Source organism: Phycisphaerae bacterium, assembly GCA_028714855.1.
Taxonomy (GTDB): Bacteria; Planctomycetota; Phycisphaerae; order Sedimentisphaerales; family Anaerobacaceae; genus CAIYOL01.
On the sequence record JAQTLP010000012.1, the window covers coordinates 1 to 13,341 of the forward strand.

Sequence of the window (13,341 nt, forward strand, 5' to 3'; positions counted from 1 at the left end):
ATTATAAATACCTTCATAATTGTCTTTAACAATTTTATATGCCCTGATTTTGGCGGGCTGGTCGAGAAGTAAGTATAACGGAGTTGTAAGATATTTATTCACGCCTTTGGCATAGCGAAGGTCGGCATAGCGAAGGTCGGCATAGCTAAGGTTGGCATAGCGAAGGTTGGCATAGCTAAGGTCGGCATAGCGAAGGTTGGCAGAGCGAAGGTCGGCATAGCGAAGGTCGGCAGAGCGAAGGTCGGCATAGCTAAGGTTGGCAGAGCGAAGGTCGGCAGAGCGAAGGTTGGCAGAGCGAAGGTCGGCAGAGCGAAGGTCGGCAGAGCGAAGGTCGGCAGAGCGAAGGTCGGCAGAGCGAAGGTCGGCAGAGCTAAGGTCGGCCTTCGCTCTTATTGCCGCTTCAATTGCCAAGCGCCAATTTTCCGTTTTGATAGAAAACAAAATACTGTCGGTTAGTTTGTGTTTAATTTCAAATTTCATTGTTAATTTGCTCATTTTATCTCTCCTTCGGTATCGAGTTTATTATTTCGCGCTCCCTTTTCCTGCCTTCTATCGGCACAAATCCGGCATGGGGTTTCTTGTTTGTAAGCCACACCCAACCTGTAACTCGACAATAACAATATCTGCACAATGCACCAACATACCAGCGAGTGTTATATTTACATAGCCCCTTTTTCCCGCAAAAAGGGCATTTGCCAAATTTTCTACCTTTGTTTCGATTCATCTTTTTCCTTCTTTTATCCTTTTATGGGTATTTTAATGCTTGTTTGGCTAATTTGATAAGCGGCAGACGTTTTTTAAACGTATCAGCTGCCGTCCAAGCTGCATATCTCTCTACATCAAATAAATTAGCCGAACAAGCTGCATAAGCCGCATCATTGGCACAAAAAGCCGTACAATTCATATCAATTGCCGCACGGGCCGCATCAATCGTTCTATCCCTACCATTCAACCAGTTATTAGCCCATTTGTTCCATTTTCTGTTTTTATAGATTTCCTTAGTAACCAAAATACCAAACGCAATCTTTTGATTCTTTGTTAATTCGGGTAGTGGAATTTCCTGAACCAATCGCATTTTAGTAAAACCAAATTTTAGTCCCCTATCGGATTTTTTCTCGCCTCCAACCTTTATTTTGAATAATCGGGGGTTTTTTATACCACCGTGGACTGGATTTAAGAATACGGCCAACAATGGAGAATTATAGCAATGTAGCCAGTGTTCAGTACACAACTCGCCTTTACCATCGGCTTGTTCCCATTTGCCGATAGTCCATTGAAAACCTCGGTATGTTCCCAAATTCTGGTCTGTCAGTTTATAATATGGCATTTCAATTCCCTCGGTAAAAAATGCCTGCCGCAGTCGTAAGCTGCGCCGTGCGAGCGGTCGGAGTGATGGACGTACGGCAGGCCAACAAGGCTGGTTTGGTTTCAAATTGTCTCGCACGGCTTTTCATAATGTTAGGATTATCGGCGTTCTTCTTAAATCTGTCAAGTGTATTTTCTTGTTTTTTATGTACTTAACGTCTTAAATATTCATAAGTATTTGCAAAATAACGCAGTTACAATGAGAAAAAATATTTCAAAATAGTCAGGAATTTTCTTGGTTATCTTTTGTGTCGAAAAGAGTTTCCGCTTTTGTAATGGCTGCGCGCATTTCGGATATAGCTATAGCGGAAACAGTTTTGGCGTATTCATCATCATCTACACCGCAAATAAACATCGCCTCATCGTGCAATGCCAATAACTTTTTGCACGCTTCCAGCAAATCCGGAGCGGCGGCTATCAATTGGGCGTCAGCTTCATCGAGTATATAACCTTTTCCTATATCATTTCTGCCGACCACAATGCGGTATCCGCCTTCACTGGGCTTGTCTGATAATTTGGCCAAAATCCCAAGTTGAGAACCATTTTTGCGTACTTCCCATTTTTCTTTTGTGCGTTTCATTTTTTTCTCCTTTTAACATAATTGTTTTGGCTTGACGAAAACATATCTTTTTTGATGATAACAACTTAAAAATCGCCCCGCTTTTTGTGTCCAAGGAGGGTATTGGTCAACGGACACTTTCTTTCGCCATATTAACCTGGCTGTTTTTAAGCACCAACACTCTTTGATGCCGTAAGGATTGTTGCTGTTATAGAAATTATCTTCACAGCCGCTACAGTATTTTAGTTTTTCATAATTTTTCATAATACGCAACTCCCCTTTTTTTTCTAATATCTTTTTCTATTTTCATTTTTTTCTCCTTTTCTAAAAGATATTTAAACTGTTTTGGGTTTTATTTTTACCAAACTAAACTCGCCGAGCAATCTCGCAAGTTTTGACCGGCAACGCGCTCTATTACAAACAGGTTGATTTTCTTGGCGTTCTGCGCGGGCTTGTGATGGAGTGTTTGCGTACTGTGCCAACATTCTTTTCCCAAAAATCTGTATATAGTTTAAGGATAAGTTCGTCGGCTGCTTTAGTTGCGATGATACCGATGTTTTTGTTATAGACCACAGCATCCTCGATTGTGTATAAGTCTTTATCGGTCAAAATACCCTCGAATAATTGTTTTTCACGTTTCATTTTTTTCTCCTTAGATTATTGCTTTTGGGTTATTTCATATAAATTGTGGGGGTTTTCTTTACTGAAACAAGCATCTAAGCTTTGGCTTGCGAAAACGCTAATTCTTTTTCTGGAACATCCTTTTTTTCTGCCTTCTTTTATACGCCGTTTTTCTGCGATGAATTTGTATTTTTTGGGCTTTATAATTCTATCTATTTTAGCCCATTTTTTTCGGTACTCTAAGCGTTGTTCTTTTAATTTTGGGTATTCCGCAAGCTTAGTTTTTCTCCGCAGATTTGCTAATTTGTTGTAGCATTCTTTGCAATTTTTACGCATATTACCAACTGGGTTATGAGAAAATTCTTCTATGGGTTTTACAATATGACAGATATTACAAATTCTACTTGTCGTTGGTAACGGTTTTGGTTTTGCACGTTTTCTTTTCCACGCTTTCTGGTAAAAATTAGTTATCTTTCTTTGGCAGTCTTTGCAAATTTTATGAATAAGGCCACCGTTGTGTTGGTAATAAAAATCCGAAAAAGGTTTTTTCTTTTGGCAATGCCCACAAACCCTTACAACCAACAGTCGTCCTTTTTCTTTCACACTATCTTTTAAAACAGGTGAAAATAGATTAGGAAAACCATTTTTGATGGCTACTTTGATTGTTTCTATTTCTTTATTGTCCGTAGCAATTTCTCCTTTTTTTCATAAAATCCCAGGCAGGCAGTTGCCCGCCATAATTAACCGGTCGCCAGTTAGTATTAACTGGCGGCCTATTGTGCCGTATGGTATGGGAGTCGAACCCATAATCCTCGTCCGCCGCAGCTCGCCACAACCGCTTCCGCAGCTCTTATAAATGGACGCTGTGCATTCCTTCTTTACACCAAACCATATCCGCCGTTTAGGCGATTTCGTTATCATATAAAAGATTTCAATGATAAGTTTTATTATTACTTCCAGCCCCTGCCAACGCGGCAAGGGGCTGAATAGGCGGTTAATGTTTGTTGTACAACCCGAAAAATATAGCTGTTAATAATACAAAAAGAAACACAACGAAGGCGGCAGTCGGCATTTCTGCTTTATTACCCCTAATATAATCAGCCACATATCCTGCCATAAAAAACAAGGTGAACAAAAGGAAGAATACAAAAAAACCTGCCGTTATAGCTTCTCTCATAATTTATTCCTTTCTTCCCCGCTAACGCAGGGATGGGTTCAAGAATTACCAATCCATTTCGTCCAGTGCATCTTCCGTAGCCATATCTTTTAATACTTCATCAGTGGCCGGTTCGTTTCCTTCGTGCTTAACTGGGCGGCTGTCATTTAAACAACCAATTATTTGATACTGTTCGTTAATAGTTTGATGTGCTTTTGTTTCTTTCTTTGCCATTTTAATTTCCCTTTCGCAGATTTTTAACTTGTTAATGGGTCTGGCTTAAAATCGTAAAACGCCCAAGGCGTTTTAAGACTAATTTCCACGTTTCGCTCAAAAATTGATTCTATTGTACCTTTTTCGTAATAACCGTGATGCTCTAAATAATCAACTGCTTGTTCAGGAGTAATTTCAAAAGGAATTTCACCTTCGTGGTTAAATGTTTTTGTGATTCTCATAGTTTGGCCGCCTTTCTACTTAGCCGCTATTAACTTTAAATATGTTTTACGTTTTAAATCCTTGTAGCCGACTCGAACGGCCACGCAGGCCGTGCCCTGCAAGGATAATAGCGGTCAAGCTATTTGAAGGTTGTTAGTTTTTTCTTAACAGTTTTCTGCCTCTTGTGCAAACCGGTAAACATTCACATTTATTGCAATTTGGTTTATCGCAGTTCCCGTATGTTTTTGACTCAAAATAAAAACCGCTTAATCGTATCGGAGCAAGTCTTTTGTCATTAAGTCTCCGAACGATAATCGTATGTATTCCGATACTATACGGCGAAACATTATCATTCAAAGGATAAGCCAAAACCTGCCATAATTCTTTTTTGCCGTGATAGTATTGGTTTTCTCTGTATCTGTTTGTATTCATAACAAGGTAGCCGATTGAACCAACAGGGGGAAGTTTTGAATGGTGTAAATTTGTTATTTGTGTTAGCATTGTTTGACCGCTACTTTCCGCCTGACCGCTATTAACTTTCAAAAGAGCATTTACTCTTTATGTATAATATCGGTTATTCCGCGTGAAAAGTCAAGTACAAAGTCTAATAAAATAAAATAATTATTATTGCTAAGTGCTTGATAATAAAGGATTTAAAAAGGGGGTAAAAAATAGTTAGGTGGGGACATCATAATAAATAGATTGCAATTCAACTTTCCGGTTTTATCGGGAAATATCAAATTGTTTGATTTGTTATTTCGGGCTACGTTTACCCCTACCCAGCAAAGATAATCGCTCATATCGCATCGTGGAGCGTTTTTCTTAGATGTTAAGTGCTTGTAAATAAACGACTTAGGGGGTATGGTCTTTTTTGGGCTAAAAATGAGGGCAGGAAGAACGTAATATGCGGTTTTTAAGGAAGCAATAAAGGCATTATAATTGGCATCTTTAGACCCAAAAAACATATCAAAGGATATGTCAAAACAGCCATATTACTCCTTGAATATAAATACCTGTGAATTAAGCAGTTACGTAAAATATAGCAAGATAGTGTTATTTTTTGTAATAACAGGGTTATTTTATGACTATTTTATGTTATTTTGGCTGTTTTCAAGCTAAAAACGCCATAAACAAATATTAGCAAGATAGTGCTATTGACAAAAAAAGCCAAATTGATATAATCTTCTTCAGCTTCTTCTTCCTGAAGGAACGTTATTCTTAACCCATAGACAAGGTTAGAGTTGTCGAAGGGTAAGGAGAAGTAGGAGTAGTTCTTCGGTAGAAGTAAGGTAAAGTAAAAATGGTGCAAAAAACAAGCAGAAAGACGCCAAAAATTAAAGACGTCAACAACTTGTCAACAAGTCAACCAAATGTCAACACCTGTTATCAATGTCAACCATAAAGATAAAGAAGAAGAAAAGAAAAGTATAAAAGAAAAAGATACAAATGTTGACAATCCCATTGAAGGTAATATACTAAAAACCATACCAAAGGCAAAATTATCAAATAAAGAATTCGAGCAACGAAGGCAGAGGAACATTGAAGTATTGAAAGTAAAGTAGTTTTCTAAAGAAGGACTTTTGCCGCGAATTAGTTAGGGCCTTCATAACTATTTTAGCGAATAGAGGTTAATACGGACAAGAAAGTCTCCAATTTTACAGTTGGGGACTTTTTTGCTTTACAATTATAAGCATTTCTAAATATTCTATAAGTAAATCTAATTTTTCTCTTGACACGCCGAATATTAGAGTTACACTTAACGTAAATGATGCCGAAAAGCAACAAAAGGTTGTTTAACAAACAAAAAACAAATGTTTCAAAAAGGAAAATCAGGTAATATACACGGTCGTCCAAAAGGCAGCAGAGATTTTGGCACTGAGCTTGTAGCAGCTATTAAACGTGCCGAAAAACGCGATAAAGAGTCTTTGCTTGATTATGCCGTTCGGCGCGCGCGAGCGAGTGATAAGGTGCTGTGCTCGTTATTGAGCAAGGTCGTTCCTGATTTGTCTATTAACGATATTCCTGCTTTGCGAGAATTTCTTGTAAACATAAGCGTTACAAAGACTTATAAACAGAATGATAGTTGATTTTAATCCAGTTTTGAGTATAAAGCAGACAGAGGCATTTGACGCCCTTGAGGACTTAGCGATTGATGAGGTGCTTTTTGGCGGTGCAAAATACGGAGGGAAAAGCTGGTTTTTGTGTGTTTGGGTTTTTTTAACTGCGTGCAGGTTTATCAGGGAACACAATATCCCACAGAGCGACCACCCGCTCCCGATTGGCTTTATAGGTCGTAAAATTGCCAAGCATTTCAAAGACACGACATTAGAGACGTGGTTCAAGACTATTCCAGTTGACGGATATGTTGTCAAAGACGACCCTGCTTCAATTATAATCGATAATCGGGTTAAGGTTGATACGGGTGGGTTCGATAATCGTGAAACGATTAAGAAGTTTAATTCTGCCGAATACGCTTTTTATGCGATTGACCAAGCAGAGGAAACGACTGAGGATGATTTAAGTTTATTAAGAGCGGCCACATTTGGCCGGTTGGTGGTAAATGGCAAGCCAATAGCCGGTAAAGCGTTATACACAGCCAATCCGGCTCAATGCTGGCTAAAAAAAGAATTCATTGATTCGGTTAAGCCAAATAAGCGGTTCATTTCTGCTCTGCCGAGCGATAATCCGTATTGTACGCAAAGGTATATTGACAATCTTAAAGATAGCTTTAAACATCGTCCGGAGCTATTACAGGCGTACTTATACGGTAACTGGTCTGCCATTGAGGGCGTTAATCAGGTAATCAAGAGTAATTGGGTGTCCGGCGCCGCTGTTCGGTTATGGCACAAGCCGAACATCGTCAAAAAGGTTATTGCGTGCGACCCTGCGAGATTTGGTGATGATGAGACTGTTATATATTATCTCGAAGATGGTGTTATCGTTGACGAATTGATTTACGGTATGAAGGACACCATACATACAGCCAATCAAATAGCGTGGCTAATGGACGCTAAGGGGTGCAAGACTGCCATTATTGACGTTATTGGTATTGGTGCTGGTATCGTGGACTGGCTGAATGAAAGAAACAACACGCCCGACAATGAACATCGGGAAGGCAAAGGTTGGACTATCATCGGGTTTAACAGTGCAGAAAAAGCCGTTGACGAGAACAGGTTTTACAATAAGCGTGCTGAGGCGTGGGATTATGCGGCCAAACAATTTAGCGATGGTAAAGTCATATTACGGTCTGATGGTAAAAAAGATATTGTGTTAGAGAACCAATTATGCCTGCCTTGCTATGAGTTTAGAAATGGCCGTATGCTTATCGAGAACAAGGATGACATTAAAAAGCGTTTAAGTTCGAGTCCCGACAGGGCTGATGCTTACATAATGGGTATTTGGGCAAATGGTATGTTTACTATAAACGATGGTATTTCAGTTAATCACAGAATTGATTTGACCCCTTCTGCCTATCACGGCAACCCGTTAACACGGGGAATGAGAATAGGAGCGGCGTAATATGCCTCCGATAATTATAGGTGCTTTAGCTGGCGGAGCATTGTTCGGCACAACGGCCACTACTGCCGTAGGTGCTGCTTCGGGAACGATGTTGACTATGAGTGCTGCCGGTATGGGTGCTGGTGCGGGTGCGGGCTTTTTGTATAACGAGATGGCCAAAAAGAGAAAAGAAGGCAGTAAAACTACTGCTCCTGAAGGAATGAAGTCAATCGAATCTTCGCCGATTGGTAACGCCAAAGTTACGGCAGGAAAATTAAGTGCGGGGACAACGGAAGATGAGCGAATGAGCAGGAGATTGTCCGGTTCTTTATTGACTAAGGGCTGGGCTTCGCCTACATTGGGAACGCCTTCGCTGTTGGGCGGGGGTGGTTAATGTTAACAAAAAATGAAAGGAACGAAAAATGAATAAAGTATTGATTTTAACGGTGTTGTTACTTGTCGCTGGCTGCAAAGAAGTCCATAAGTCAAAAGAGATAGCCACGGCTACAGACCCAAATACAGACCCGATGAGTGTGCTGCTCAAGCCAAACCAGCAGTGGATTGACGAGTATGGGGACAGTAAAGAGTCCCAAATCATCTTTACATTGGTTAGAATGAACAAAGTCAACGGGGATTACCACGTTGCTTTGACTAACAAGATACTTGATGCAAATGACCCTAACAGCGTGGAAAGTAGATTAAGAAAACTTGAGCCAAAGGATATAAACGACCCAAACACTATAAAATAACAGGTGTTAAATGACAGCGTGGGACGACAAGAAACTGTTCGATAAGATTACAGACCTGCTAACACAGTTAAAGGCGGCTTATAATGTTTTCAATCCCTGCCGTGATACTATTGCAAGTATTTTCAGGCCTGATTTAGGAATAGATACAAGTAAGGACGGCTTCTTTGGTGCAGATATTTATGAAGGTACGCCCGTTTGGGCTTCCCGCGTGTGGGCAAAGGGATTTCAGGGCAATCTTGTTTCGATGAATATAGACTGGATTTCCTATTCGATGAAACAGTTCGAGCTAAAGGGTATAGACCGGCTTGACCAGTGGTGTCAGGACGTCCGAGACCACATGAGCGCATCTTATCGGCAGAGCAATTTCTACGAAGTCCAGCCGCAATTCACGCTTGATGGTGGTACTATCGGTTCGCCCGTAATGTTGTGTGAGGAAAGTTCTGTTCTTGAAAGCCGGACGATGTGGCTTCCACAGCATTATAAGCAGTGTTACGTTTCGTATGATAAGTACAATCGGCCTAACGGCCTGATAATTGAAGACCCGACTTGGACGGTCAAGAAGGTTTGGGATACGTTCTGTCAAGGAAGGACGAGCGAAGAAAAGGCAACGTGGGCAACCGAACATCTTAGTTTGCAATTCAATAATTTTATCAAGAGCGGCAATTTTCATACGAAACTTACTCTTGCCTATGCTATTTTCAGGAAAGATGATTTAGTATGGGGTACTTGGAAACCGGCCAATTCAGGCACAGACCATAAATGGATTGGTGTATATTTCGAGAACGGAAGCGATAAAGATAAAGACAATCCATTAAAAGTTGACAAGTTCTTTGCCAAACCGTTTGTTGTGTGGGATTACGAGAAGAAATATTACGACCCTGTTTCAAGAACACCCGCTTATATGGCTATATGGGACAATCAGAGTTTGCAGCAGATAACGAAACAGTATCTTGAGAATTTGCAGCACAAGAACAATCCGCCCCGATATATGCTGAAGGGTATGTTGGGCAGGGTGGATTTCTCCCCTTCGGGAATAACTACTGTTGATGCCAGTGAATACCAGACCCCCCCAAAAGCATTAGACACCATTGGCGATATTCAATGGAATTTCGAGGGCGTTAAAGTAGCTAAGGAAAATGTTGAACGCTGGTTCGAGCTAAAGGCGTTTACAATGTTCAATAATCTTGTCGAGCAGGGTGGGAGTCCGCCTACTGCTGCGCAGATATGGCAAATGGTAGGTGAGAAGGCAACGTTAGTTACCGGTATAGAATCTCATAGCAAATATCTAAGGGATTGTGATGAGCAGAAGATGGAAATTGAGGTTCGGGCCGGTCGTGGGCCTTTTGCCCCTGATGTTTTGGCGAATATATCCGATGTGATTCTGGCTAATAGCAAGATTTATCCTGCCGATAATATGATGGATATTGTGCCGGAGTTCATCGGGCCGCTTAACAGGGCGCAGAGAATACAGCAGTCGTTAGCCCCGATAGAGTCTGGCTTTGCGGCAATGTCGCCGATATTTGCGGCCTTCCCCGAAGCTAAGTATATTCTCAAAGTTTACGAGTTAGTGGACTATATCAGGAACGCTACGAATTTCCCGATAAGCACGATAAACACCAAAGAGGATTGGGAAGCGGTTGTTGATGGTATAAACAAACAGATGCAGCAGGACAAGCAGTTTGCACAGATGATTGAGTCAGCTAAGGCGGCAAAAGGAGTTTCCGGCAAGGTTGAGCCAGACAGTATTTTAGGCGCATTGTCAGGCGGGAAGGCGGCGTAAGTGAAACAAAACAAAATACCTTTTGACAAGATAGGCGAGTTTTTGACGACCTGCTATTTACATTCAGGCGGGGAATTTCTTGCTTATCATTTACAGAGGTTATTTCTGGAGATAAAAGACGAAGGCGACAAGGCGTTGCACAATGAAACCCGCAACGAGATATTTACGATGATAGCAGGCAGGGAAGATGAGTTTTTAAAGGCAATAGCGGATATTGTTTTGAAGATAGCACAGGAAACAAACTTATTAAAGGACTTGAAAAATGAGTGAAGAAGTAAAGCACTGGACGCAGGAATTTAACCACGAAAAACTGGCTACGCCGGAAGCAAAAGAGGCATTTACTAAAGCAATGCACGACTACGCCACACCAGAAGAAGCTATTATTGGCGGATATGAAGCCAAAAAAATCGTAGGCCGTAAAATGCCTGAAAGTCTTGACGAGGTCGAGAAGTGGGAACAGAAAGACCGAGATAATTTCAAGTCGTGGCTGCAAAAGGTCAACGGTGCAGTCGGCGATATTAAGGACTTGGAAGACCTGAACATAAAAGACGGCCTGCCGGAGAATTTACAGACCAGCGATGAAATGATAACTGAGTTCAAGAAATTCGTTGTTGATGAAAAGATACCGAAGGCAAAGGCACAAAAGCTGGTTACTTTTTATAATAACGCTATGTCGAAAGCAGCACAGCAAATCGAAACGATGATAGCCACACAGAAGAAAGCGGACGAAGATGCCTTCCACGCCAAGCAGATTGCGACCAATGACGCGCTTATTGCCGTAGAAGGTACGAAGGAAAAGGTTGCCGAAAAGAGCGAGTTGGTCAGGCGTATGTTTGCGAATGTTATCACCAAAACGCTCAAATTAACAGACAAAGAGATTGAACAATCCTCCTCCGAGCTTGTCAGTTCGGGCATAACCACAAATCCCGTTTTGTGTCGGGTGTTATTTCATCTTGCCGAGATAACCGAAGGGCAGGGAACGCACGAAGGCGGCGGTGGTGTAGAAAATAAACCAGTATTAAGCCAGTACGAACAGAATAAACAAAGATGGCCTAAAAGTCCACAGTTATGGGGCGACCCAAATAAATAAGGAATATATAAATGCCAGATGAAACAAATGTAGAAACGGAAAAAGAAATAAAGACTGAAGTTGTAGTTAAGGAAGAAAAGAAAACATCAGGGTTTTCGCGGATAAGCCGTTACAAATGCAATACCTGTAATTGTGCATTTGAAAGCACGGCAGAGCCGGAAGATGTTAAATGCCCTGATAAGTATTGTCCTACTAACGGCTGGAAAGAACCTGAACCAGTGGTAGTGACAGCAAGTGCAGTTGAAGTGCAGAAGAAACCGGCTAAAAGCTGGGCAACGAGCAGAAAGAACAAATAACCCCTGCGTGATATGCAGTAAAGCAGATACGGTTATAAGTATATAAGTATGCAGGAAAATAGAGACACCGCACCGCAAGGTTGCGCCTCTTGACAGTCTGCAAAGACAGACTGGCTTAGCGTGTCCACAACACGCAAGGCAGAGGCCGCGTAAGCGACACCCTCTCCCGAATAATTGTTTTTACTAACGAAGATTTTCTAAAAATTATTTAGGAGACATACAATGGCAGAGTTAGGTTTAGATTCACGCTACAATTTGGTGTCCTCGCTGAAATTAGTGAAGGACAACAAATTAGTAAATTTCGCCGAGATATGCACGGAAAAGAACCCTTTTATGCAGGACATTCCGATTGTTCCGGCAAACGGGGCAATGAGCAATGAGGGTTCGAGAGAAACATCACTTCCCACCCCGCAAATTATCAAGATTGGTGATGGTCATAATTCGTCAACGGTCAAATGGGACAACTTCACAGAGAACATTTCACTGTTCGTTGACAGGGCGTCCATTCCCAAGCACGTTCTCGATATAATGCCGGATAAAACTGGTTATCGTTCCAAAATAGAGAACAGGCACATTGAGGGATTCAGTCAGGGCGTTTGCAACCATTTCTTCTACGGCACTTCCGCGGCCACACCTGAAAAGTTCGATGGCTTGGATGTTCGTTACAAAACACCTGATAACAGTTCCGGCACTTACGACCCGACAAATCCAGACCCTTCTACGGCCGCGAATTTCGGAGTGTTTGACGCTGCCGGTACGGGTACAGCTACTACTTCAATATGGATGATTCAGCCATCAGTTGACAAATTTTGCGGCATAACACCTGCAAATGACCCGAAGATGGGTATTTCTCAAGAAGATTCAGGCCTTGTCTACGCCACCGCAGAGAACAGTTTACAGCGTCAGGAATGGCGGACTGAGTTCGAATGGAAAATAGGTCTGAATATCAGCGATATTCGTTCCGTTGCCAGAATAAGAAACATTGCGGCCGCGATAGCCAGTATAGACGAAAGCATTATCAAACTGATTTATCAGGCACGCAACGAGATATTCAAAGGCAGTGAGCCGGTCTTTATGTATATCCCCAAACGTCTTTTGACGCATTTTCAGGTCTTGGGTGAGGCGAAACAGAACGTGATATATGACAGAAACAATATCTATGATGTTCCGCTTTACAGGTTTGGCGATATGGTCATTCGCGCGATGGATGCGTTGTCTATCAGCGAAACTGCCGTTACAGCGGTTTAAAGCAATAACATAACAAACAATAAAATTCCATAGATTTGGAAAGGAAATAGATTATGGGTATGCACGAAAATTTAGGTATTTTTCAGGATGGGGCAACAGCGATTTCCGCTGCCGGATACTCCACCAACTTTATCGATTTGGGGGTAACAACCCCGCAAATCGGTGTTGGACAACATTCACCGATGCTCTGTATCAAAACGGCCGCTGCGCCAACAGGGACGGCAGATACGCTTAGTATTGAGCTAAGGGGTTCGGCGACCAACAATGCCACAAATTTGAGCGGCACGATTAAGTATTACGGTATGCTTCTTCACGGTGCGGCCGGTGCTGAAGTTGTCCAGACCGATGCACGGCTTGCAACGGCCGGTGCGTGGATTTGGAGAGGCAGACTGCCTTACGAAATAGCCGTGCGCTACATTCAACTGTATTTCAATAACACTACAACCGTTGGAAACTTCTATATCGATGCGTGGCTCGAAGATGAGGCGCAAAGTGATTTTAACAAGCAGGTTTTAACATCTGATGTCGGAAATCCGTAGATGTA

Annotated in this window: 21 protein-coding genes; 11 read left to right on the forward strand and 10 right to left on the reverse strand. The window is 41.7% G+C overall.

Annotation, left to right across the window (positions count from 1 at the left end; all coding sequences use genetic code 11):
• The 10 genes from PHG53_09425 to PHG53_09470 form a co-directional block, all read right to left on the reverse strand.
• Positions 1 to 495, reverse strand: a 495-nt coding sequence (locus PHG53_09425; protein MDD5381837.1) for a pentapeptide repeat-containing protein, incomplete at its 3' end; no start/stop codon positions are given.
• A 250-nt stretch (positions 496 to 745) separates the two neighbouring features.
• Positions 746 to 1,327, reverse strand: a complete 582-nt coding sequence (locus tag PHG53_09430) for a hypothetical protein (GenBank protein ID MDD5381838.1) — start codon at positions 1,325 to 1,327, stop codon at positions 746 to 748.
• A 261-nt stretch (positions 1,328 to 1,588) separates the two neighbouring features.
• Positions 1,589 to 1,945, reverse strand: coding sequence for a hypothetical protein (locus PHG53_09435; protein ID MDD5381839.1), 357 nt, complete (start codon positions 1,943 to 1,945; stop codon positions 1,589 to 1,591).
• Positions 1,946 to 2,338: 393 nt separating this feature from the next.
• Positions 2,339 to 2,566 (reverse strand): hypothetical protein, encoded by a 228-nt coding sequence (locus PHG53_09440; GenBank protein ID MDD5381840.1) that lies wholly within the window; start codon positions 2,564 to 2,566, stop codon positions 2,339 to 2,341.
• Between the two features lie 15 nt (positions 2,567 to 2,581).
• Positions 2,582 to 3,148: a hypothetical protein gene (locus PHG53_09445; protein ID MDD5381841.1), complete on the reverse strand. Its 567-nt coding sequence runs from the start codon at positions 3,146 to 3,148 to the stop codon at positions 2,582 to 2,584.
• A gap of 102 nt (positions 3,149 to 3,250) precedes the next feature.
• On the reverse strand, positions 3,251 to 3,466 hold the full coding sequence (locus tag PHG53_09450; GenBank protein MDD5381842.1) for a hypothetical protein: 216 nt from the start codon (positions 3,464 to 3,466) through the stop codon (positions 3,251 to 3,253).
• A gap of 73 nt (positions 3,467 to 3,539) precedes the next feature.
• The gene (locus tag PHG53_09455; protein ID MDD5381843.1) at positions 3,540 to 3,722 is read right to left on the reverse strand and encodes a hypothetical protein; all 183 of its coding nucleotides are present in this window, start codon (positions 3,720 to 3,722) and stop codon (positions 3,540 to 3,542) included.
• Between the two features lie 45 nt (positions 3,723 to 3,767).
• Entirely contained in the window at positions 3,768 to 3,935 is a 168-nt protein-coding gene (locus tag PHG53_09460) for a hypothetical protein (protein MDD5381844.1), read from the reverse strand.
• A 23-nt stretch (positions 3,936 to 3,958) separates the two neighbouring features.
• Positions 3,959 to 4,156, reverse strand: a complete 198-nt coding sequence (locus tag PHG53_09465; GenBank protein ID MDD5381845.1) for a hypothetical protein — start codon at positions 4,154 to 4,156, stop codon at positions 3,959 to 3,961.
• A gap of 133 nt (positions 4,157 to 4,289) precedes the next feature.
• Positions 4,290 to 4,568, reverse strand: coding sequence for a hypothetical protein (locus tag PHG53_09470; protein MDD5381846.1), 279 nt, complete (start codon positions 4,566 to 4,568; stop codon positions 4,290 to 4,292).
• Between the two features lie 938 nt (positions 4,569 to 5,506).
• On the opposite strand from PHG53_09470, the gene PHG53_09475 reads away from it, so the two are divergent.
• The 11 genes from PHG53_09475 (at position 5,507) to PHG53_09525 (ending at position 13,336) form a co-directional block, all read left to right on the forward strand.
• The gene (locus PHG53_09475; GenBank protein MDD5381847.1) at positions 5,507 to 5,698 is read left to right on the forward strand and encodes a hypothetical protein; all 192 of its coding nucleotides are present in this window, start codon (positions 5,507 to 5,509) and stop codon (positions 5,696 to 5,698) included.
• 249 nt (positions 5,699 to 5,947) lie between these two features.
• Complete coding sequence (locus PHG53_09480) at positions 5,948 to 6,223, forward strand: hypothetical protein (GenBank protein MDD5381848.1); 276 nt, start codon at positions 5,948 to 5,950, stop codon at positions 6,221 to 6,223.
• Positions 6,213 to 7,655, forward strand: coding sequence for a hypothetical protein (locus tag PHG53_09485; GenBank protein ID MDD5381849.1), 1,443 nt, complete (start codon positions 6,213 to 6,215; stop codon positions 7,653 to 7,655). Before PHG53_09480 ends, PHG53_09485 begins: the two co-directional genes overlap by 11 nt.
• A 1-nt stretch (position 7,656) precedes the next feature.
• Positions 7,657 to 8,028 carry a hypothetical protein gene (locus tag PHG53_09490; protein MDD5381850.1) on the forward strand — a complete coding sequence of 124 codons (372 nt, stop codon included), beginning with the start codon at positions 7,657 to 7,659 and terminating at the stop codon, positions 8,026 to 8,028.
• Positions 8,029 to 8,056: 28 nt separating this feature from the next.
• Entirely contained in the window at positions 8,057 to 8,383 is a 327-nt protein-coding gene (locus PHG53_09495; protein MDD5381851.1) for a hypothetical protein, read from the forward strand.
• Positions 8,384 to 8,393: 10 nt separating this feature from the next.
• Positions 8,394 to 10,163, forward strand: a complete 1,770-nt coding sequence (locus tag PHG53_09500; protein ID MDD5381852.1) for a portal protein — start codon at positions 8,394 to 8,396, stop codon at positions 10,161 to 10,163.
• Positions 10,164 to 10,433 (forward strand): hypothetical protein, encoded by a 270-nt coding sequence (locus PHG53_09505; protein ID MDD5381853.1) that lies wholly within the window; start codon positions 10,164 to 10,166, stop codon positions 10,431 to 10,433.
• Complete coding sequence (locus PHG53_09510) at positions 10,426 to 11,253, forward strand: hypothetical protein (GenBank protein MDD5381854.1); 828 nt, start codon at positions 10,426 to 10,428, stop codon at positions 11,251 to 11,253. The genes PHG53_09505 and PHG53_09510 overlap by 8 nt, the downstream gene beginning before the upstream one ends.
• 11 nt (positions 11,254 to 11,264) lie before the next feature.
• Positions 11,265 to 11,549, forward strand: a complete 285-nt coding sequence (locus tag PHG53_09515; GenBank protein MDD5381855.1) for a hypothetical protein — start codon at positions 11,265 to 11,267, stop codon at positions 11,547 to 11,549.
• Positions 11,550 to 11,771: 222 nt separating this feature from the next.
• On the forward strand, positions 11,772 to 12,797 hold the full coding sequence (locus PHG53_09520; protein MDD5381856.1) for a hypothetical protein: 1,026 nt from the start codon (positions 11,772 to 11,774) through the stop codon (positions 12,795 to 12,797).
• 53 nt (positions 12,798 to 12,850) lie between these two features.
• On the forward strand, positions 12,851 to 13,336 hold the full coding sequence (locus PHG53_09525; protein ID MDD5381857.1) for a hypothetical protein: 486 nt from the start codon (positions 12,851 to 12,853) through the stop codon (positions 13,334 to 13,336).
• Positions 13,337 to 13,341: the final 5 nt, after the last annotated feature.